Raw genomic sequence first — 20712 nt, forward strand, 5'->3', positions numbered from 1 at the left:
GGCATATCTGGCTTTTCGGCGTTCCTCCGAGCCAGGTGCACTGCAGCGCCAGCTTGTGGAAACGATGTGACACTGATAGTCTTGCGCGCTTGGGAGATGGCCAGACAGTCGCCGCCAGCGTGAGCTGGGGGAGGAAAGTCCGGGCTCCATAGGGCAAGGTGCCAGATAACGTCTGGGCGGCGTGAGCCGACGGCAAGTGCAGCAGAGAGAAGACCGCCTACGTCAGCTTCGGCTGGCCGGTAAGGGTGAAAGGGTGCGGTAAGAGCGCACCGCGCGTCTGGTAACAGTTCGCGGCGAGGTAAACCCCACCTGGAGCAAGACCAAATAGGCCCCCTATGCTGCTGCCCGCAGTGGGGGCGGGTTGGTTGCTTGAGCCCTGAAGTGATTCAGGGCCTAGATGAATGACTGTCCACGACAAGACCCGGCTTATCGGCCGTCTCCCGCCTAATATTGAAGATGTCAGCCCTGTGATGCGAAACGCGCAGTTCAGGGCTGACATGTGACACCGCATGACCGGCGCCGTCCGCTCCGTGCTCCGTGGCTGGCCATTTGCAATGGCGGCGGACATGAAGTCGTGACCGGCGCCGGTTGTCGATTGTGCCATCGATAATCATGCGAATGTCTCTGCTTTCCTGCGGTCTACCGCCAGACGACTGGCGTCCGCCTTTACTGCCCGCAACGCGTGCCAAGGTCCCGAATTTCGTCATGTCCAAGCCCAGCGCTCCCTCCGTTCCCGAATCAGCCGCTGCCATGTCAGCCGCCGAATCCGAAGCTGCGGATCGCTTCGCGCATGTCAGTGTCATGCTCGATGGCGCGGTGGATGGGCTGATTCAGGACGTCTCCGGTGTCTATTTCGACGGTACTTTCGGGCGCGGCGGTCACTCACGCCTGATCCTGTCGCGTCTCGATGACGGTGGACGTCTGATCGCCTGTGATCGCGACCCCCAGGCATTGGCGGAAGCCGCCACCATCGAGGATTCTCGTTTTTCCATTCACGCCGGTGAATTTGCCCGCCTGGGCGAATATGCCGAGCGGGAAGGCGTGCATGGTCAGCTCGATGGCATTCTGCTGGATATCGGCGTGTCCTCGCCGCAGCTGGACGATGCCGAGCGTGGCTTCAGCTTCATGAATGATGGTCCGCTGGACATGCGCATGGACCCCACCAGTGGCGAGAGTGCCGCTGAGTGGTTGTCACGTGCCAGTGCCGAGGACATGGCGTGGGTCTTCAAGACCTACGGTGAGGAGCGCTATGCCAAGCGTCTTGCACGTGCGGTGGTCGAGCGTCGCGCCGAGCGTCCCATCACGCGGACCGGTGACTTCGCCAGCCTGATCAAGGACGCGCATCCCAACTGGGAGAAGCACAAGCACCCGGCGACGCGTGTCTTCCAGGCGATCCGCATCCATGTCAACGGCGAGCTGGATGAGTTGACCCGCGCCCTGGATGCTGGCCTGGAAGCCCTGAAACCGGGGGGAAGGCTGGTGGTGATCAGCTTCCATTCGCTGGAAGACCGCATCGTCAAACGCTTCATGCGCGACAAGGCGCGTGGCGATCAGGCGCCGCGTGGCATGCCCATTCGCGAAGATCAGCTCAACAAGCGCCTCAAGCTGGTCGGCAAGGCTCAGAAGGCCTCCGAAAGCGAGGTGCAGGCGAACGTACGCTCACGCAGTGCCGTGATGCGCATCGCCGAGAAGCTGAAATAACGCCCGGTTCGTGGCGTGTATCGTGGTCATCCCAGCGCCTGCCTTTTGGCAGGCGCGCTCGCAAGGGGACGCAGCGTTGTGCGACATGTGTGTCGGTGCCTCGCAACGCTTAACGACCAACGCCACAAGCTGACATAATGCGCCGGTCGTCGCCTGATGGTACCGCTGGTCATCACGAGTGATGAGTGGCCGGCATGTTGCGGCGATGAACAGGGCAAGCCGTCAGCCATCGGGTGTTGCATGCCTGACACGCATGGATTGACGGGTCGTCCCGCAGGGATAAATCGTGGTGCAGATCACCGCGTTCAGAGTGATAAGGGAGTCAGCATGGCGGGACGCAAGCAGCAGGGCAGCTGGAGAGGGAACTGGCCGATCAGGTTCCAGATGCGTTGGCGTCATCTGTGCTTCGTGGTGCTGATGATCTGCCTGCTGGGATCCGCCGCTGCTGTCGTCGTTAGCTCCCATCTCTCGCGCGGCCAATACGCGCAACTCCAGAAGCTCGAGGCGGCGCGTGATGATGCGCGTGCTCGCTGGGGGCGTCTGCTGCTTGAGGAAAGTGCCTGGTCCGCCCCTGCGCGTATCGAGAGCATCAGTACCGAGCGTCTCGAGATGCGCGTACCGGATGTCCATGATGTCGAGGTCATTCGCTGATGGCCACACGTCGACCTCCTTCCTCGGACCCCAAGGCCCCTCGCTCCCGCGGCGCACGCACTGCGCCACCCGGCGCGGCCAGTCGCGGCAAGACGGCTGGTTCTGCCGCCGCCGGGGCACGCAAGAGTGCGCGTGGGCCCATGGGGTCCGCCCGCTATCGCATCATGCTGGGTATCGTGTTCGCAGGGCTCCTGGCCCTGGTGGGGCGTATCGGCTATCTGCAGCTCTTCGATCAGCAGTTCCTTCAGGATCAAGGGGATGCGCGCACCCTGCGCGTCGACAGCATCAACGCGCACCGTGGCATGATCACCGATCGCAGTGGCGAGCCGCTGGCCATCTCGACGCCGGTCATCACGCTGTGGGCGGACCCGCGTCTGGTGCCGGATGATCCGGTGCGCCTGTCACTGCTGGCACGCGCGCTCGGCCAGCAGCCTGACGACCTGATCCGCCGTGTGCGCCAATATCGTGATGCCGGCAAGGGCTTCATGTACATCAAGCGTCAGATGACCCCTCCTCAGGCGCAACCCGCCATCGACCTGGATGTTCCGGGTGTCCACCACAAGCAGGAATACAAGCGTTACTACCCCTCGGGCGAGGTCTCCGCACAGCTGGTCGGCGTGACCAATGTCGATGACAAGGGCCAGGAGGGGCTTGAGCTTGCCTACAATTCCTACCTCTCCGGTACGCCGGGCAAGCGTCGCGTGCTCAAGGACCGCAAGGGACGCCTGGTGCGTGACCTGCATCTGATCAGCGAAGCCAAGCCTGGTGGTGATTTGACCCTCTCCATCGACCTGCGTCTTCAGTACATGGCCTACCGTGAGCTGAAGGCCGCCGTGGCCGAGCACCGTGCCGACGGTGGCACCCTGGTGATGATGGACGCGCGCACGGGAGAAGTGCTGGCGATGGTCAATCAGAAGTCCTACAACCCCAACAATCGTGCGGGGCTTGACCCAGCCGGTCTACGCAACCGTGCGATCACCGATGCCTTCGAGCCGGGCTCGGTCATGAAGCCTCTGGCGATGAGTGCAGGTCTGGCCTCCGGCAAGTATCAGCCGGACTCGGTGATCGACACTACGCCGGGTTACATGCGGGTCGACCGCTTCACGATTCGCGATTTCCGCAATTACGGCAAGCTCGACATGGCCGGCATTCTCTATCACTCCTCCAACATCGGCATGAGCCGCATGGCGCTGAGCCTCGAGGATGACGCGGTATGGAATCGCTATTATGAGCTGGGTCTGGGGCAGGCGCCGGGTACCGGCTTCCCGGGCGAGACGACGGGCGTTCTGCCGGCCCCGACCAACTGGTCGCGCAGCAAGCGGGCCTCCATGTCCTACGGGTACGGGATCAGTGTCTCGGCCTTGCAGCTGGCCAGCGCCTACACCGCGCTGGCCAATGATGGTCGCCGGCTGGCGCCGTCGCTGCTCAAGGTGAATACCCCGCCGGTGGGGGATCAGATCATCTCGCCCGAGAATTCCCATGCCCTGCTCGGGATGATGGAGAAGATCGTCCAGCCCAATGGTCCCGCCAAGCGTGCCGTGGTCGAGGGCTACCGTATCGCGGGCAAGACGGGTACGGTGCGTAAGGTGACCTCCGGTGGCTATCAGAAGACGGCCTATCGCTCCTTGTTCGCCGGCATTGCGCCGGTGTCCGACCCGCGTATCGTGACCGTGGTGATGATCGAGAATCCCAAGGGCGAGGAATACTACGGGGGCCTAGTCGCGGCTCCGGTGTTTGGTCGCGTGGTCGGCAAGGCGCTGCGTCTTCTGGATGTGCCACCTGACAGCGCCGTCGGCGAGTGAGCGGTGACATCTGCCGCCATGCATGTCGGAGACGGCGCGTGACATCCATTTCTTTCGTGTAGCGAATACGTCCCAGCTTCAGCAACAAGGAAGGTCTTCCAGCATGACTTCATCGCAAGATCTGGCCGAGCAGGCCTCGGCAGAGCCGCTGGGCGAATTTCTGGCACGGCCACTGGCGACAGCCAGCGAGCTGCTTGGCGCGCTCATGGCGCTGTGGCCCGGCGTGTTCAGCGATAGTCGCCTGACCGCACTCGTGATGGCGCAAGACGACTGGCATCTGACGATCGACAGTCGCCACGTGACGCCGGGGTCGCTGTTCATCGCGGTACCCGGTATCGGCAGCGATGGTCGCGATTACATTGCCTCCGCCCTCGAGAAGGGCGCAGCGCTGGTAGTGGCACAGCAGTCTTCCGAGGGGGAAGCCTCGCCTGAGTCTCACGCAGACGAGCGTGTCGTCTGGCTCGAGGGGCTCGGCGCGCAACTCGGCGAGCTGGGACGACAGGCCTTTGGCGTGCCGGAGTCACTGACGCTGGTCGGCGTGACCGGCACCAACGGCAAGTCCTCCGTGACCCATTACATTGCCGAGTTTGCCGAGGCGCTCGGCATCCCCTCCGGCATGATCGGCACGCTGGGGATCGGCCGCCCTGGCGCGCTGGTCGCCGGCGAGCGCACCACGCCGGATGCACTCGCCGTCCAGGCGGCGCTCAAGGGCCTGAGCATGGCCGGTGCGGAACTGGTCGCGATGGAAGTCTCTTCCCATGCGCTGGACCAGGACCGTGTCAACGGCTGCCGCTTCACGGTGGCGGGCTATACCAATCTGTCGCGTGATCATCTGGATTACCACGGCAGCATGGCGGCATATGCCGCGTCCAAGGCCAAGCTCTTCAAGCGACCGGAACTCAAGCTTGCGGTGCTCAATGCCGATGATGCGCTGGCGCGCCTGATGCTGGCCGGCATGCAGCGCGGTGTGCGCGTGTTGGCGATGGGGCGTGACGAGGTGGCCACCCTGCGCGTGCTGGACGTCTTCCCCGAGCCGCTGGGGCAGGTGGCCGTGATCGCGACGCCTGACGGTGAGCGTGAGCTCGGCCTCAATCTGATGGGGCGCTTCAACCTCGACAATGCCTTGCTGGCGATGCTGATCCTGCATGGTCTCGGCCATTCGCTGGCGGACCTGTTCGCGGCGGCACCGCGTCTGACGCCGGTGCCGGGACGCATGCAGCGCCTGACCCGCGAGGGCGCGCCCGTGGTGGTGGTGGACTATGCCCACACCCCGGAGGCGGTCGAGACCGCGCTGACGGCACTGCGTGCCCATCTGCCGGCGCGTGATGATGCGCGCCTGTGGTGCGTACTCGGCTGTGGCGGTGATCGCGATACCGGCAAGCGCCCGCTGATGGCGACGGCCGCCGAGCAGGGCGCCGATCGCGTCGTCATTACCGATGACAATCCGCGCAGTGAAGAGGCCGCTGTCATTCGTCAGCAGATGATGGATGGCATCCAGGCCCGGGAGCGCGCCCGGGAAATCGCCGGGCGCGCCGAGGCCATTGCCCAGGTCATCCGTGATGCAGGCGAACATGACGTGATTCTCATCGCCGGCAAGGGCCACGAGGATTACCAGGAAGTGGCGGGCGAGCGTCTGCCGTTCTCGGATGTCGCACATGCGGTGGCGGCGCTCGAGCGTCGTGCGCTCTCCACTCAGGAAGGTCTGGAGAGCGACGCATGAGTGCGTCAGTGCAGTCTCCTGGGCTGGAGTGCTTCGATGAGGTGGCTCAGCTGCTCTCGGCTCGGCTGCCTTCGGCGCTGGTCGGCCGGTCATTGGGGGCCATCGAGACGGATACCCGCAAGCTGTCCAGCCAGCGGTCGCCGCTTTTCGTGGCGCTGAAGGGCGAGCGTTTCGATGCCCATGACTTCCTGGCTCAGGCTCGTGACAATGGCGCGATCGCGGCGCTGGTCGAGCATCCGGTGGATGACCCGTTGCCGCAGATCGTGGTGCCTGACACGCGGCTCGCCTTCGGTCTGCTGGCGGCGGCACGTCGGCGAGCCTGGGGGCGGCCGTTGATCGCCGTGACCGGCAACAGCGGCAAGACCAGCGTCAAGGGACTGGTGCATGCCATCCTGGTGCGTGATGCCGCGCGCTTCGACGCCGAGAGCCTTGCCACACAGGGCAACCTCAACAATGACTATGGTCTGCCGATGACGCTGCTGCGCCTGAACGATGCGCATCAGCATGGCGTCGTCGAGCTGGGCGCCAATCATCTCGGTGAGATCGCCTGGACCACCGCGCTGGCACGTCCACAGGTGGCGGTCATCACCAATGTCACCGGTGCTCACGTCGGGGAATTCGGTGGCATGGGGCAGATCGCCCAGGCCAAGGGCGAGATTCTTGCCGGACTCAGTCCGCTGGGGGGGCGCCGTCCGGTGGCGGTACTCAATCGTGATGATGTCTATTTCACGCTCTGGCAGGCGCTGGCAGTGACGGGGCAGGCGGTGGATATCATCGACTTCAGCGTCGCGGACCTGGCGGAGAGTTCGGCACGCCTGCAGGCACGCAAGCTAGGCGCGGATGAGCTCGGGCGTTATGCTTTCGAACTGACGTTTGACGGCCACTCGCTGGGGCGGGTCCAGCTTGCCCTGCTGGGACGGCACAATGTCGCCAATGCGTTGGCGGCAGTCGCTGCCTGTCTGGCGCTGGGCGTGGACAGCCAGCTGGTCATCGAGGGGCTCGAGAGCGCCGAGAGCGTTCCGGGTCGCCTGGGGGTCGTGGAAGGACAAAATGGGGCTCGTCTGCTCGATGACAGCTACAACGCCAACCCTGGGGCCATGCTGGCCGCGCTGGAGCTGTTGGCGAGCCTTCCTGCTCCGCGCTGGTGCCTGATGGGCGCCATGGGCGAGCTGGGCGAGGACGCCGAGCGGCTGCACGCCGAGGTGGGCGCCTACGCCCGCAAGCTCGGTATCGATTTCGTTGCCACCTGTGGTGAAAAGGCCAGAGCGACTGCCGAGGCCTTCGGCGCAGGTGGCATGCATTTCAAGGAGCGGGCGGAGCTTGAAGCTTACGCCCGTACCCATCTACCCACCGGGGCCAGTGTTCTGGTCAAGGGGTCTCGTAGCGCAGGCATGGAACATGTCGTTGCCGCGCTCAAGGTCGACGCATCAAGGTGAATGTGAGTCATGCTGCTGCTGCTTGCTGAGTTTCTGGCCCAATTCAATGGCGCCTTTACGGTTTTCAATTATCTGACCCTGCGTGTGGTGCTGGCCACGCTGACGGCCTTGTTGCTGTGCCTGTGGCTCGGCCCCTGGGTCATCCGCAAGCTGGTGGATGGCCAGATCGGCCAGGCCGTGCGTGATGATGGCCCTCAGTCCCACCTGTCCAAGGCCGGTACGCCGACCATGGGCGGCGTGATGATCCTGCTGTCGATGGCCGTCTCGACCCTGCTGTGGGGCGACCTGACCAATCTGTACGTCTGGGTGGTGCTGGCGGTCACATTGGGCTTCGGTGCGGTCGGCTGGGTGGATGACTACCGCAAGGTGGTGGAGAAGAATCCCCGTGGCCTGCCGGCGCGCTGGAAGTATTTCTGGCAGTCGGTGGTGGGCATCGGGGCGGCCGTGGTGCTGTACCTGACGGCTTCCACGCCTGCCGAGACAGCACTGCTGGTGCCGTTCTTCAAGGATGTCGTCGTCCCGCTGGGCATCTTCTACATGGTGCTGACCTATTTCGTGATCGTCGGCAGCTCCAATGCCGTCAATCTGACCGATGGCCTCGATGGGCTGGCGATCATGCCGACCGTGCTGGTGGCCATGGGGCTTGCGATCTTCGCCTACGCCTCGGGCAACCTGAAGTTCGCGGAGTATCTGCACATTCCGTTCATTGCCGGTTCCGGCGAGCTGGCGGTGTTCTGTGCCACCATCGCGGGCGCCGGCCTGGGTTTTCTGTGGTTCAACACCTATCCCGCCCAGGTCTTCATGGGCGATGTGGGCGCCTTGGCTCTCGGTGCGGCACTGGGCGTGGTCGCGGTCATCGTGCGTCAGGAAATCGTGCTGTTCATCATGGGGGGCGTCTTCGTGATGGAGACCGTCTCGGTCATCCTGCAGGTCGGCTCCTACAAGCTGACCGGACGACGCATCTTCCGCATGGCGCCGCTGCATCACCACTTCGAACTCAAGGGCTGGCCGGAGCCGCGCGTCATCGTGCGCTTCTGGATCATCACCGTCGTGCTGGTGCTGCTTGGCCTGGCCACACTCAAGGTTCGCTGAGGACGCTTTCGCGATGACCCTCTCTGTCACCTCCCACGCACCGGCCTCGCCGGTGCCTGCCGAAGGACCGACCCTGGTGGTCGGTCTTGGTGTCTCCGGACAGGCGATCGCTCGCCATCTGAGTGATCGTGGCATCGATTTTGCCGTCGCCGATACCCGCAGTGCACCGCCGGGGCTCGAGAATCTGCGCGAGCATGCACCGCAGGCCGAGGTCCATCTCGGGCCGCTGGAAGCGCTGGATCTGTCACGCTTTGGTGAGGTGGTGCTCAGTCCGGGCATCGACCCGCGTCAGGCCGTATTTGACCCGGTACGCGAGCGCCTGGTCGGCGAGATCGCGCTGTTCGTGCGGGCACTCGATGAACGCCAGGCCCGGGATGCGCAGGGCAGGCGGCCGACGCTGATCGCCATCACCGGTTCAAACGCCAAGTCCACTGTCACCACGCTGGTGGCGAGGATGGCCGAGCGGGCAGGCCGTGACGTGGCGGTCGGTGGCAATCTGGGCACCGCCGCGCTGACGCTGCTGCGCGAGCAGCCCGATGCCGAACTGTATGTGCTGGAACTGTCATCCTTTCAGCTCGAGACCACGCCCGAGCTCAAGGCAGATGTCGCCTGCTTCCTGAACCTCTCCGAAGACCATCTCGATCGCCATGACGGCATGCGCGGCTATCAGGCCGCCAAGCGTGCCATCTTCCGCGGGGCGGGCCTGGCGGTCATCAATGCCGACGATGCCTGGAGCTGGCCGGCCGAGGAGGATGCAGTGGCGCGCGCAAGCTTCAGCGTACGCCTGGATGAGGGCGACTCTGGTGATGACGGCGAGGAGTTGAGTGAAGGGGCTGAATGGCGTCTGGCGGAGCAGGACGGCACGCTCATGCTGTGTCACGTGGCATCCGAAGGCCTGCATGGCGTGATGCCTGCCGCGCAGGTGCGTCTGGCCGGGCGTCACAATCAGGCCAACGCGCTGGCGGCGCTGGCGATGGGCACGGCGATCGGTCTCGCGCAGGAGGCCATGGTGGCCGAGCTCGAGCACTTCGCGGGGCTGCCGCACCGGGGCGAGCTGATCGCTGACGTGGCAGGCGTGCGCTGGATCAACGATTCCAAAGGCACCAACGTCGGCGCGACGCTGGCGGCGATCGCCGGCCTCGGTCCGACACTCGATGGCAAGCTGATTCTGCTGGCCGGTGGGCAGGGCAAGGGCGCGGACTTCACGCCATTGGCCGCGCCGCTGGCACGCTTCGCGCGTGAGGCGGTGCTTTTCGGACAGGATGCAGAACGCCTGTCGCTGGCGCTGGAGGATAGCCTTCGCGTCAGCCGGGTCGCGACGCTGGCGGAAGGCATGGCCCATGCTCAGCGAGTCGCTCGGCCGGGAGATTGCGTGCTGCTGTCACCTGCCTGCGCCAGTCTCGATCAGTTCCCCAATTACATGGTGCGCGGCGATGCGTTTCGTGACTGGGTGTCGGAGCATGTGATGGACGCGGGCAACGAGGGCGAAGCGGATGGGTGACAAGGCCAGTCGAGTGCGTCAGGCGATGAGTACCGAGCAGCAGCCAGTGGATGGCTGGCTGGTCTTCGCGGCATTGGCGATTCTGTGTATCGGCTGGGTGATGGTCACCTCGGCTTCCAGCGAGATCTCCAGCGAGCGCTTTGACGGCAACGCCTTCTACTACAGCATGCGTCACGGCATCTTCATTCTGATCGGGCTGGTGGCGGCCTATTGCACGCTGCGCATACCGATGTCGGCCTGGCAGCAACGCAGCTTCGCGATGCTGATGCTGGGGTTCGTGTTGCTGGTGGTCGTGCTGGTGGTCGGGCGTGAGATCAACGGCGCCAAGCGCTGGATTCCCTTGCCGGTGATCGGCGGGGTGCAGGCCTCCGAGGTCGCCAAGTTGTGCCTGATGATGTGGCTGGCGGGGTATCTGGATCGGCGTCTCGACAAGGTGCGCGCCAGTGTCGTCAATGGTCTCGTGCTGCCCTGCATGCCCTTGATGCTGATGATTCTCTTGTTGGCACTGGAGCCTGACTTCGGGTCCATCGTGGTGATGGGCGGTGCGGTGATGGGCATGCTGCTGCTGGCGGGGGTCGCCTGGTGGGGCTTCATCGTCCTGCTGGCAGCGGCCATCGGCGGTGGTTGGTCGCTGGCGATCGCCGAACCCTATCGCTGGGAGCGCCTGACCACCTATACCGACCCGTGGGCGAACATGTACGACAGCGGCTATCAGCTGACCCAGGCCCTGATCGCCTTCGGGCGAGGACACCTGAGCGGCATGGGGCTGGGCAACAGCGTGCAGAAACTCTTCTATCTGCCCGAAGCGCATACCGATTTCGTGTTCGCGGTACTGGCCGAGGAACTGGGATTGATCGGTGCCACGGCGGTGGTCGGGCTGTTCGCGCTCCTGATCTATCGGGCCTTCAAGATCGCCCGACGTGCCGAGCTTGCCGGCTTGCCGTTCAGCGCCTACCTCGGCTACGGTATCGCCCTCGTGCTGGGGGCCCAGGCCTTCATCAACATCGGGGTCGCCAGTGGATTGCTGCCGACGAAGGGGCTGACGTTGCCGCTGATGAGCTACGGGGGCTCCAGCTTGATCGTCAGCTGCATACAGATCGCCATTCTGATGCGAATCGATACGGAAGTTCGTCTGCTGACGCGCGGCAAGAGTCCCGCGCGGCGCAAGACCGGCAAGTCGCCCGAGACCACGCAAGGAGCCAAGGCATGACGTCATCTTCTTCTGCAGTGCCTGCGGCTGATGCCTCGCGCCCCGAGACCTCTGACGCCCCTGCTGACACGCCCTCTGCCGGCATCGTGCTGATGATGGCAGGAGGGACGGGGGGGCATGTGATACCGGCGTTGTCGCTGGCGCGTGCTCTCGCCAGCCAGGGTCATGAAATCCACTGGCTGGGCAGTCCGCGTGGCATCGAGAACCGACTGGTTCCGGAGGCGGGGTATCCGCTGCATCGAGTGGAAGTGGCTGGGCTGCGTGGCAAGGGGCTTGCCGGCTATGCGGCGATCCCGTTTCGCCTGACCCGCGCCGTTCTGCAGGCGCGACGCATCATCCGTGAACTCAAGCCGGTGCTGGTCGTCGGGCTGGGAGGCTTTGCCAGCGGTCCTGGCGGACTGGCGGCACGCCTGGAGGGCATTCCGCTGGTGATCCATGAGCAGAATGCCATCGCCGGACTGACCAACAAGGTGTTGGCCCGGATGGCAACGCGGGTCTACGCCGCCTTTCCCGGCGCCTTCCCTGCCGCCATCGCTGCGCAGGTGGTGGGCAATCCGGTGCGCGACGAGATCGCCGCCGTCGGTCAGACGGCAGACACCGAAGGCGCTTCCCGGGAGCAGGCCATGCGCGCGCGACCGCTTCACCTGCTGGTGATGGGGGGCTCGCTGGGTGCCCAGGCACTCAACGAGCAGCTGGCGCCGGCGCTGGCACTGTTGCCGGAGTCCTCGCGCCCCCTGGTGCGCCATCAGGCCGGGCGTGACAAGCAGGAGGCGACCGTTGCCGCCTATCAGGCCGCCAGTGTCACGGCCGAGGTCAGCGAGTTCATCACCGACATGGCCGAGGCCTATGCCTGGGCGGATCTGGTGGTGTGTCGCTCGGGTGCCTTGACGGTCGCTGAGCTTGCCGCCGCCGGACGACCTGCCATCTTCGTGCCGTTCCCGCATGCCGTGGATGATCACCAGACCGTCAATGCGGCGGTGATGGTCACGGCCGACGCGGCGCGTCTGATTCCCCAGAATACGCTGAATGCCCAGCGTCTCGCCGAGACGCTGGGGGAATTGCTGGATCCCAAGATACTCACTGGCATGGCCGCTCGCGCCCGCGAAAGTGCGGAACTCGACGCGGTAGCGACCATGCTGGCAGGCTGCATGGAGACTCGCCTTGAACGCTAGGAATTCTGATCGTGGTGTCGGCATGCGCCGCATCCGTCGCATCCACTTCGTCGGCATCGGCGGCGTGGGCATGTGTGGTATCGCTGAAGTACTGAGCAACATGGGGTATGAGGTCAGCGGCAGTGACCTCAAGGAGTCCACCGTGACGGCGCACCTGCGGGATTGTGGTGTGCGCGTGGCGATCGGTCATGCGGCTGTCAACGCGGAAGGCAGCGATGTGGTGGTGGTCTCGACGGCAGTGGATACCAGCAACCCGGAAGTGGCCTGGGCGCGTGACCATCGGGTGCCGGTGGTACGTCGTGCCGAGATGCTGGCGGAGCTGATGCGATTCCGTCAGGGGATCGCCATTGCCGGCACGCATGGCAAGACCACCACGACCAGCCTGACGGCCACGCTGCTCGCGGAGGGCGGCATGGACCCGACCTTCGTCATCGGTGGCAAGTTGACCAGCGCCGGCACGAATGCACGCCTGGGGGAAGGGGAATACCTCGTGGCCGAGGCGGATGAGTCCGACGCCTCCTTCCTGCACCTGCAGCCGCTGATCTCGGTGGTCACCAACATCGATGCCGACCACATGGCGACCTATGAGGGTGACTTCAATCGCCTCAAGGACACCTTCATCGAGTTCCTGCACAACCTGCCGTTCTACGGCCTGGCGGTGCTGTGTCTCGATGACGCCAATGTCCGCGAGCTGCTGCCGCGCGTGCAGCGCCAGTTCGTGACCTATGGCTTCAGCGAGGATGCCGATTATCGCATCAGCGACTTCCGCCAGGGCGGCGGTCAGCTGAGCTTCACTGCGCTGCGTCCGGAGGGGCATGCGCCACTGGAGATCACGCTGGCCATGCCGGGTGAGCACAACGCGCTCAACGCTCTGGCGGCCATCGCGATCGCCACCGATGTCGGCGTGAGCGATGACGCGATAGCGCGTGCGCTGGCCAGCTTCGCCGGTGTGGGTCGTCGCTTCCAGGTGCATGGTGAATTCGCGGCACCCAATGGCGAGCAGAGCGTGATGCTGGTCGATGACTATGGCCATCACCCGCGAGAAGTGGAAATGGTGATCCGTGCCGTGCGTGCCGGCTGGCCGGAGCGTCGGTTGGTGATGGCCTACCAGCCTCACCGTTACTCGCGCACCCATGATCTCTACGAGGATTTCGTGCGAGTGCTGTCCGAGGTCGATACCCTGCTGCTGCTGGATGTCTACAGCGCAGGAGAGGCGATGATTCCGGGGGCCGACGGCCGCTCTCTGGCCGGCTCGATTCGTCAGCGTGGGCAGGTGGATCCGCTGTTCGTCGAGCACAAGCGTGCGTTGCCGAGTCTGCTCAACAATGTGCTGCGCCCGGGCGATATTCTGATCACCCAGGGGGCGGGTGATGTCGGCGGCATCGCTCTGTCACTGGCCGGTGCGGATCTCAAGCTTTCCGAGGTGGTGCTATGACCGCGGTGAAGCCGGAAATGGCGACACGCTATGGTCGCGTCGTGGTGCTGTTCGGTGGCGTGAGTGCCGAGCGTGAGGTATCGCTGAAGAGTGGTGCGGCGGTGCTCGCGGCCCTGGAAGGAGCCGGCCTCGATGTGCAGGGGTACGACATGGCCCATGGCCTGGCCGGTCTGGAGGCACTGCGCGCAGACCGCGTCTTCATCGCCATGCATGGACGTGGTGGCGAGGATGGCACTCTGCAGGGGGCGCTTGAGCTTCTGGGCATTCCCTATACGGGGAGTGGCGTGCTGGCCTCCGCGCTGGGGATGGACAAGCTGCGCACCAAGAAGCTCTGGGATGTCGAAGGCTTGCCGACGCCACGCTCCTGTCGCCTGGCGGCGGACACTGACTGGCAGAATGTGCTCGAGACGCTCGGTACGCCGGTAGTGGTCAAGCCGGTGCACGAAGGCTCGACGCTGGGCATCCATATCGTCGAGGAGGCTGGCGCTCTCAAGGCCGCCTGGCAGGATGCCTGTCGTTTCGATGGTGTCGTCATGGCCGAGCAGTTCATCAAGGGGCCGGAATATACGGTCTCGGTGCTGGACGGCGAGGTGTTGCCGGCCATTCGCATCGAAGCGGACAGCGGTTTCTACGATTACGATGCCAAGTACCTGACCGATACCACTCGCTACCTGCTGCCCTGCGGTCTGGAGGCTGCGCGCGAAGCCGAACTGGCGACTCTCTCGCTCAAGGCATTCAACGTGCTGGGCTGCGAGGGCTGGGGTCGTGTCGATGTGATGGAAGATGCGGACGGCGCCTTCTGGCTGCTGGAAGTCAACACCTCGCCGGGCATGACCGATCACAGCCTCGTGCCACAGGCAGCCGCGCATGTGGGGCTGGATTTCACGGCGCTGGTATTGCGGATTCTCGACACGACGCTGACCGAGCGTCATGACGTCGCCGCGTCCGCCTGCCCACAGAGCGAACACTGACCCATGGCGGCGCGTAGCTCTGCAGGTGCACTGTTCGGCCTGGTGCTGGGAGCGGCACTGATGGTGGCGGGTGGCCAGGCATTGTGGACCTGGCTGGACCGCCCCATCGAGCGAGTCACCATCAAGGGTGACTTCGAACACGTGAGCGCCGCCTATCTCCAGCGCCATATCGCGCCGTTGATTCGCGGACAAAGCTGGCTCTCTGTCCCGCTGGGGGAAGTTCGGCGTCGCGCTCTGGCGATCGACTGGCTGAGTGAGGTGAGCATTTCGCGTCGCTGGCCGGATACACTCGAATTCGAGCTGTTCGAGCAGCAGCCGGTGGCCTACTGGAATGACGGTGAGTTGATCAACGTGAGAGGCGAGGCCTTCAAGGCAGCCCCTGTCACCCAGCTGGGAAATCTGCCGAATCTGGCAGGCCCCAAGGGTAGCGGTTCCGAGGTGCTGGCCGAGCTGGACGCGCTGCAGAGCCAGTTGGGCGGTCTGGGGCTCAATGTCTCCCAGTTGCGTCTCGAGCCACGTGGCGCCTGGCGTTTTCAGGTCAATGACAGCGTCTGGGTCATGCTGGGTCGCAATGACAGGGAGGCCCGTCTGGCTCGCTTCATGGCAGCCTGGCAGCGTCAATTGGGGGGGCAGGCGTCGCAGATTCGCTACATTGACCTCCGCTATCCCAACGGCGTAGCCGTGGCGTGGCATGGCGAGACGACAGCACTGGAAGAAAGCAACGGTTGAGGGAGAATCGGCGACACTTCAGAACGAAGGTCTTGAGGCGCTGATATTAGTGAAATGGAGTTATCTCCAGTTTCATTTCGGGACAATCCCGCCTATTCTAGCGGGGATTTGCGCCTCCTGGTATTTTCAGGCTGGTGTGCCGTTAGTGGTGACTTCTATACTATGAAGGCAAATTCATCTTCGGGTTAAACGGAGCGTTAACCTGACTGGGTGGTTTCTGGCATTCTTGCCGCCGCCGATCGCGCTATTTTTTTCATGACGAACCAGAATCAAGGAGCTGGCCCGACCTATGGCAGGACATTCCAAATCACAGGATATGGTGGTCGGGCTGGACATCGGAACCTCCAAGGTGGTCGCGATCGTGGGGCAACCGACCGACGATGGTGGCATCGAAATTGCGGGTATCGGTTCACATCCTTCACGCGGCATGAAGAAGGGTGTCGTCATCAATATCGAGTCGACCGTGCAATCGATCCAGCGCGCGGTGGAGGAAGCTGAATTGATGGCGGGCTGCGATATCCACTCGGTATACGTGGGGATTGCCGGCAGTCATATCAGCTCGATGAACTCCGATGGTGTGGTCGCGATCAAGGATCGTGAAGTGACACCGTCCGATATCGAACGAGTCATCGATTCGGCGCGTGCACGGGCAATCTCCGAGGGGCAGCGGATTCTCCATGTGCTGCCGCAGGAATATGCCATTGATCGTCAGGAAGGTATTCGTGAACCGCTCGGGATGTCCGGTGTGCGCCTTGAAGCGCGGGTGCATCTGGTCACGGCGGCGTTGAATGCCGTACAGAATATCGAGAAATGCGTTCGTCGTTGTGGTCTTGAAGTCGACGATATCATTCTCGAACAGCTCGCCTCGAGTCATGCGGTATTGACCGAGGATGAGCGCGAGCTGGGAGTCTGCATGGTGGATATCGGTGGCGGGACGACCGACATCGCGGTGTTCACCGAAGGTGCCATTCGTCATACGGCCGTGATTCCCATCGCGGGAGATCAGGTAACGAATGATATCGCGATGGCACTCCGTACGCCGACCCAGTACGCTGAAGAAATAAAGGTCAAGTATGCCTGTGCTCTGACACAGCTGGCGTCCAGCGACGAGACGATCAAGGTGCCCAGTGTCGGTGATCGACCGGCCCGTGATCTGTCCCGCCAGGCGTTGGCGGAAGTGGTCGAGCCCAGGTATGAGGAACTCTTCACCCTGGTCCGCGATGAGCTGCGTCGCAGTGGTTATGAAGATCTCGTGGCAGCGGGTGTGGTACTGACGGGCGGTACATCACGCATGGAAGGTGTGGTGGAACTGGCGGAGGAGATCTTCCACATGCCGGTTCGCATTGCCTGCCCGCAGAATGTGCGTGGACTGGCAGATGTGGTCCGTAATCCGATTTATTCCACGGGTGTGGGTTTGCTACATTACGGGATGAAACAGGAGCGGCATACGCCATCCTCGACTGCGGTCGCGGTGCGCAGGGAGGAATCTGCCGCACGACGCGTTCACGGCCATGAGCACGACACCTCCACGCTGGAGCGGATCAAGGGCTGGTTCAAGGGAAATTTCTGACAGGGATTACAGAAAGACTGTGATCCAGGAGACAGGGCATATGTTCGAACTGGTAGATAACGCACCCTCCAGCAGCGCGGTCATCAAGGTGATCGGTGTTGGTGGCGGCGGTGGTAACGCCGTCAATCACATGGTCGAGAGCAATATCGAAGGCGTCGAATTCATCTGCGCCAATACCGATGCTCAAGCGCTCAAGCGCGTGGCCGCCAAGACAGTCCTTCAGCTCGGCAGCGAGATCACCAAGGGTCTCGGCGCTGGCGCCAACCCGGAAGTGGGTCGTCAGGCGGCGATGGAAGATCGCGAGCGTATCGTCGAGCTGCTGCAAGGCGCCGACATGGTCTTCATCACCGCAGGCATGGGGGGTGGTACCGGTACCGGGGGCGCTCCTGTCGTGGCACAGGTAGCCAAGGAACTGGGCATCCTGACGGTCGCGGTCGTGACGCGTCCCTTTCCGTTCGAGGGGCCGCGTCGTCAGAAGGCGGCCGAGCAGGGCATGAAGGAGCTGTCCGAGCATGTCGATTCCCTGATCACCATCCCCAACGAGAAGCTGCTCTCGGTCCTCGGCAAGAGCGCCAGCCTGCTGAGTGCCTTCAGTGCGGCCAACGATGTACTGCTGGGCGCTGTCCAGGGCATCGCTGAGCTGATCACCAGCCCGGGCATTATCAACGTCGACTTTGCCGACGTGCGCACCGTCATGTCCGAGATGGGCATGGCCATGATGGGAACCGGTGATGCCGTCGGTGAGAACCGCGCTCGCGAGGCGGCCGAGAAGGCCATTCGCAGCCCGCTGCTTGAGGATATCGATCTTCACGGCGCGCGCGGCATCCTGGTCAACATCACGGCAGGCCCGGACCTCTCCATCGGTGAGTTCAACGATGTCGGTGCCACCGTGCAGGAGTTCGCTTCTCCGGACGCGACCATCGTGGTGGGTACCTCCATCGACATGGACATGAGCGACGAGCTGCGTGTCACCGTCGTGGCGGCGGGTCTCGATGGCCGTGTCGAGAAGCCGGCTGCGCGTGAAACCGCACCGGCCAAGCGCACGGTGGAGAAGCCGGCTGATTATCGCAGCCTCCAGACGCCGACGGTCACCCGTCAGGCCAAGGAAGAGCAGCAGCAGGCCGCAGCCAAGAAGCCAGAACCGCGCAAGAATCGCGACATGGATGACTATCTCGACATTCCGGCCTTCCTGCGCCGTCAGGCGGATTGAGAGGTAAGCGCACGTCGACAGGGTGTCCATGACATCTTCTGGTGACAGCGCGGTCAGATAGAGGCGCTTTGCCTTTCTTCACCCACCCGGGGCGACCCGGGTGGGTGAAGTCGTTCTGGGAGGCGCGAAAAGGCATTGCAGGCGATTCAGATGGACGGCATGACAGTCAGGCTGAAGAGGAAAGGCAGGCATCCGCCACGGCGGTTGCCTGCGTAAGAGAGGGAGGAACCTGGCAGTTCTTGCACATTGATTATCGATTGATGTCGCTGAGAGTGAGAACTGTTTTGGGTTTGCGCGTTCATAGTCAACATGGCTCCAGTCAGCGTCTTGAAGGGTTGAATGGTGCCCCCGTGGCAATGTTGAATTTCCCTATCAGCGGTAGGTGACAATTTGTTGAATACCTGCTTTGCTGTTATCATGAACACTGTTTCCAAATTCAGGCTGACTGGCTATCTCCTATGATTCGACAAAAAACGCTTCAGAATACGATCCGCGCAACAGGCGTTGGTCTGCACTCCGGTGACAAGGTCTATCTGACCCTGCGCCCGGCTCCGGTCAACACGGGAATCGTCTTCGTGCGTACCGACCTCGAGCCGCATGCACACATCCGTGCCGATGCCACGGGCGTGCGTGACACCACCATGTGTACTGCCGTTTCCAACGGTCAGGACAAGGTGATGACTGTCGAGCACCTGATGTCCGCCTTCGCCGGTCTCGGGATCGACAACTGCTTCGTCGAGCTCTCCGCGCAGGAAGTGCCGATCATGGACGGCAGCGCCGGTCCGTTCGTCTTCCTTATCCAGTCCGCGGGTATCCAGGAGCAGTCCGCGCTCAAGAAGTTCATCCGCATCAAGCGCGAGATCGAAGTGCGTGATGGCGACAAGGTCGCGACCTTCCTGCCGCACAACGGCTTCAAGGTGTCCTTCACCATCGACTTCGATCACCCGGTGTTCGAGCAGCAGAAGCAGACCACCACGGTCGACTTCTCCACGACCTCCTTCGTCAAGGAAGTGTCTCGCGCTCGTACTTTCGGTTTCATGCGTGATCTTGAATTCCTGCGCTCCCAGAACCTCGCGCTGGGCGGCAGCCTCGACAACGCCATCGTGGTGGATGATTACCGCATCCTCAACGACGAAGGTCTGCGTTATGACGATGAGTTCGTCAAGCACAAGGTGCTGGATGCCATCGGCGACCTGTATCAGCTGGGCCACAGCCTGATCGGGGAATTCCGTGGCTACAAGTCAGGCCACGGCCTGAACAACCTGCTGTGCCGTGCCCTGCTCGAGAATGCAGACAGCTACGAGATCGTGACCTTCGACAATGCCGAAGCGATGCCGATTTCCTACGCCTCACCGGCACTTGCCGTCTGATCACGAGATGGTGACAAGCACGACCTGAAGAAAGTTGACTGTGACCTAGCCCGTCCAGCCTGATGTCAGACTTCGGTCCTTGCCAGCCGAAGCATGGAAACGATCACAAGCGCGCCGCCCTCATGGGCGGCGCGCTTGTTTGTCTTCATGAAATAGCGCCGGCGCGACGGTCGCCCGCAAGAGAGAGGGATGTCGCACCACCATCAATCGTCGCCAGACGGGGTGTCCTGCAGATCATCAGCATGTGCTGCCAGACGCTCAAGCGAGCGGCGCAGGTGTTCATCCCGGGTGTGGGAGGCACAGTCCAACAGATGCTCCGCTGCCGCAGCAGGGAGATGCCTGGGCTGTTGAGCCGGTACGAAGACAGGACGAACGGGGCGGACCTTGAAGTTGAGGCGCGTGAGTGCGGCAAGCTCGGGGATCTCGCGCAGGACGCTGATCAGCCTGCGCTGCTCATAACGTAGCCAGGTCAGCCAGGAGGCACGATTGGTGATCAGTGTCAGGGTTCCTTCGTGATAGCCCCCGACGAAGACCTGCTCCTGCATGTCCGTGGGCAGGGCCTCACGCAGATGCCACTGGGCCTGCTCCAGCATTCGCGCCTGGCGCATGACGTTGCCAAGCTGGCCCTTGCCGTTCAAGAGGCGCGCCGCGGGCTGGGCGCGGAAACGCTTAGCCTTTATACTCATGGGCTTGCATGCCGGTTCAGTGGTTTCCGGCAATCTATCATGAGCAGGAGTCCGGCAACAGCATGAGCCATGACGACGCCATAGCACGCTCGAGACCGTTGCCGGCTTCCGGTAGCGGCAGCGCGCGTCGCTGGTCGGTGCGCACGGCACCGCGCTGGCTGCTGGCCGGCCTGCTGATCAGCTGTCTGTTCCCCGCTGGCTTGAGCGCCGCGCAGGTCGAGCGCGTCAATCTGACCCTGGCCAGCATCCAATTGCTGGCGCCGGGCGTGATTCGCGCCGAGAGCCGCCGTCAGAGCCTGCGTTCACTGCGCCGACTCATCCGTCCCGGTGCTCAGAGAAGTCCCAATCTTTCGCGTCAACGACGCTTTGTCTCCTGTGCTCGCGTACTGCTGCGCGGATTGGCGAATGCCATGTCCGCGCGCGCACCACCTCTGGTGTCCTGAGAGAATCTGTCCG

The 20712-nt window shown here is 63.3% G+C and carries 17 protein-coding genes and 1 other RNA gene; 17 read left to right on the forward strand and 1 reads right to left on the reverse strand.

Annotated elements, in window-relative coordinates; all coding sequences use genetic code 11:
- Positions 1-92: 92 nt before the first annotated feature.
- The 16 genes from rnpB (at position 93) to lpxC (ending at position 19570) form a co-directional block, all read left to right on the forward strand.
- An RNA gene (gene rnpB / locus OW493_RS00395) (RNase P RNA component class A) lies at positions 93-445 on the forward strand.
- 305 nt (positions 446-750) lie between these two features.
- Positions 751-1701, forward strand: a complete 951-nt coding sequence (rsmH, locus tag OW493_RS00400) for a 16S rRNA (cytosine(1402)-N(4))-methyltransferase RsmH (protein ID WP_077371665.1) — start codon at positions 751-753, stop codon at positions 1699-1701.
- A gap of 327 nt (positions 1702-2028) precedes the next feature.
- Positions 2029-2352 (forward strand): cell division protein FtsL, encoded by a 324-nt coding sequence (gene ftsL / locus OW493_RS00405; protein WP_077371668.1) that lies wholly within the window; start codon positions 2029-2031, stop codon positions 2350-2352.
- A 140-nt stretch (positions 2353-2492) separates the two neighbouring features.
- A complete protein-coding gene (locus tag OW493_RS00410; protein ID WP_077371671.1) occupies positions 2493-4154 on the forward strand; it encodes a penicillin-binding protein 2 in 1662 nt (553 codons plus the stop codon).
- Positions 4155-4257: 103 nt separating this feature from the next.
- Entirely contained in the window at positions 4258-5874 is a 1617-nt protein-coding gene (locus tag OW493_RS00415; RefSeq protein ID WP_289862773.1) for a UDP-N-acetylmuramoyl-L-alanyl-D-glutamate--2,6-diaminopimelate ligase, read from the forward strand.
- Positions 5871-7310, forward strand: coding sequence for a UDP-N-acetylmuramoyl-tripeptide--D-alanyl-D-alanine ligase (gene murF, locus OW493_RS00420; protein ID WP_289862775.1), 1440 nt, complete (start codon positions 5871-5873; stop codon positions 7308-7310). Before OW493_RS00415 ends, murF begins: the two co-directional genes overlap by 4 nt.
- A gap of 9 nt (positions 7311-7319) precedes the next feature.
- Positions 7320-8402: a phospho-N-acetylmuramoyl-pentapeptide-transferase gene (mraY, locus tag OW493_RS00425; protein ID WP_176502825.1), complete on the forward strand. Its 1083-nt coding sequence runs from the start codon at positions 7320-7322 to the stop codon at positions 8400-8402.
- Positions 8403-8415: 13 nt separating this feature from the next.
- On the forward strand, positions 8416-9903 hold the full coding sequence (gene murD / locus OW493_RS00430; RefSeq protein ID WP_289862776.1) for a UDP-N-acetylmuramoyl-L-alanine--D-glutamate ligase: 1488 nt from the start codon (positions 8416-8418) through the stop codon (positions 9901-9903).
- A complete protein-coding gene (ftsW, locus tag OW493_RS00435; RefSeq protein WP_077371685.1) occupies positions 9896-11113 on the forward strand; it encodes a putative lipid II flippase FtsW in 1218 nt (405 codons plus the stop codon). The genes murD and ftsW overlap by 8 nt, the downstream gene beginning before the upstream one ends.
- 95 nt (positions 11114-11208) lie before the next feature.
- Positions 11209-12285 carry an undecaprenyldiphospho-muramoylpentapeptide beta-N-acetylglucosaminyltransferase gene (murG, locus tag OW493_RS00440; protein WP_289863232.1) on the forward strand — a complete coding sequence of 359 codons (1077 nt, stop codon included), beginning with the start codon at positions 11209-11211 and terminating at the stop codon, positions 12283-12285.
- 22 nt (positions 12286-12307) lie between these two features.
- The gene (gene murC / locus OW493_RS00445; RefSeq protein WP_289863233.1) at positions 12308-13720 is read left to right on the forward strand and encodes a UDP-N-acetylmuramate--L-alanine ligase; all 1413 of its coding nucleotides are present in this window, start codon (positions 12308-12310) and stop codon (positions 13718-13720) included.
- Positions 13717-14691 (forward strand): D-alanine--D-alanine ligase, encoded by a 975-nt coding sequence (locus OW493_RS00450; protein WP_240704185.1) that lies wholly within the window; start codon positions 13717-13719, stop codon positions 14689-14691. The genes murC and OW493_RS00450 overlap by 4 nt, the downstream gene beginning before the upstream one ends.
- Before the next feature lie 3 nt (positions 14692-14694).
- Positions 14695-15420, forward strand: a complete 726-nt coding sequence (locus tag OW493_RS00455) for a cell division protein FtsQ/DivIB (protein ID WP_077371691.1) — start codon at positions 14695-14697, stop codon at positions 15418-15420.
- 289 nt (positions 15421-15709) lie between these two features.
- Positions 15710-16990: a cell division protein FtsA gene (gene ftsA / locus OW493_RS00460; RefSeq protein ID WP_077371694.1), complete on the forward strand. Its 1281-nt coding sequence runs from the start codon at positions 15710-15712 to the stop codon at positions 16988-16990.
- 40 nt (positions 16991-17030) lie between these two features.
- The gene (ftsZ, locus tag OW493_RS00465; protein ID WP_077371697.1) at positions 17031-18200 is read left to right on the forward strand and encodes a cell division protein FtsZ; all 1170 of its coding nucleotides are present in this window, start codon (positions 17031-17033) and stop codon (positions 18198-18200) included.
- A 458-nt stretch (positions 18201-18658) separates the two neighbouring features.
- A complete protein-coding gene (lpxC, locus tag OW493_RS00470) occupies positions 18659-19570 on the forward strand; it encodes a UDP-3-O-acyl-N-acetylglucosamine deacetylase (protein ID WP_065392615.1) in 912 nt (303 codons plus the stop codon).
- Positions 19571-19773: 203 nt separating this feature from the next.
- On the opposite strand, the gene OW493_RS00475 is transcribed toward lpxC, so the two are convergent.
- Positions 19774-20256, reverse strand: coding sequence for a DciA family protein (locus tag OW493_RS00475; RefSeq protein ID WP_077371700.1), 483 nt, complete (start codon positions 20254-20256; stop codon positions 19774-19776).
- 62 nt (positions 20257-20318) lie between these two features.
- On the opposite strand from OW493_RS00475, the gene OW493_RS00480 reads away from it, so the two are divergent.
- Positions 20319-20699: a hypothetical protein gene (locus tag OW493_RS00480; RefSeq protein WP_289862778.1), complete on the forward strand. Its 381-nt coding sequence runs from the start codon at positions 20319-20321 to the stop codon at positions 20697-20699.
- Positions 20700-20712 lie beyond the last annotated feature (13 nt).

Source organism: Cobetia sp. 14N.309.X.WAT.E.A4, assembly GCF_030397495.1.
Taxonomy (GTDB): domain Bacteria; phylum Pseudomonadota; class Gammaproteobacteria; order Pseudomonadales; family Halomonadaceae; genus Cobetia; species Cobetia marina.

Excerpts from the sequence above, each read along its gene's own strand:
- mraY (WP_176502825.1), top strand. The coding sequence starts at position 7,320 with ATGCTGCTGCTGCTTGCTGAGTTTCTGGCCCAATTCAATGGCGCCTTT.
- OW493_RS00415 (WP_289862773.1), top strand. The coding sequence starts at position 4,258 with ATGACTTCATCGCAAGATCTGGCCGAGCAGGCCTCGGCAGAGCCGCTG.
- ftsA (WP_077371694.1), top strand. The coding sequence starts at position 15,710 with ATGGCAGGACATTCCAAATCACAGGATATGGTGGTCGGGCTGGACATC.
- murG (WP_289863232.1), top strand. The coding sequence starts at position 11,209 with ATGGCAGGAGGGACGGGGGGGCATGTGATACCGGCGTTGTCGCTGGCG.
- OW493_RS00455 (WP_077371691.1), top strand. The coding sequence starts at position 14,695 with ATGGCGGCGCGTAGCTCTGCAGGTGCACTGTTCGGCCTGGTGCTGGGA.
- ftsW (WP_077371685.1), top strand. The coding sequence starts at position 9,896 with ATGGGTGACAAGGCCAGTCGAGTGCGTCAGGCGATGAGTACCGAGCAG.
- rsmH (WP_077371665.1), top strand. The coding sequence starts at position 751 with ATGTCAGCCGCCGAATCCGAAGCTGCGGATCGCTTCGCGCATGTCAGT.
- murD (WP_289862776.1), top strand. The coding sequence starts at position 8,416 with ATGACCCTCTCTGTCACCTCCCACGCACCGGCCTCGCCGGTGCCTGCC.
- murC (WP_289863233.1), top strand. The coding sequence starts at position 12,308 with ATGCGCCGCATCCGTCGCATCCACTTCGTCGGCATCGGCGGCGTGGGC.
- OW493_RS00480 (WP_289862778.1), top strand. The coding sequence starts at position 20,319 with ATGAGCCATGACGACGCCATAGCACGCTCGAGACCGTTGCCGGCTTCC.
- OW493_RS00410 (WP_077371671.1), top strand. The coding sequence starts at position 2,493 with ATGGGGTCCGCCCGCTATCGCATCATGCTGGGTATCGTGTTCGCAGGG.
- OW493_RS00475 (WP_077371700.1), bottom strand. The coding sequence starts at position 20,256 with ATGAGTATAAAGGCTAAGCGTTTCCGCGCCCAGCCCGCGGCGCGCCTC.
- lpxC (WP_065392615.1), top strand. The coding sequence starts at position 18,659 with ATGATTCGACAAAAAACGCTTCAGAATACGATCCGCGCAACAGGCGTT.
- ftsZ (WP_077371697.1), top strand. The coding sequence starts at position 17,031 with ATGTTCGAACTGGTAGATAACGCACCCTCCAGCAGCGCGGTCATCAAG.
- murF (WP_289862775.1), top strand. The coding sequence starts at position 5,871 with ATGAGTGCGTCAGTGCAGTCTCCTGGGCTGGAGTGCTTCGATGAGGTG.
- OW493_RS00450 (WP_240704185.1), top strand. The coding sequence starts at position 13,717 with ATGACCGCGGTGAAGCCGGAAATGGCGACACGCTATGGTCGCGTCGTG.
- ftsL (WP_077371668.1), top strand. The coding sequence starts at position 2,029 with ATGGCGGGACGCAAGCAGCAGGGCAGCTGGAGAGGGAACTGGCCGATC.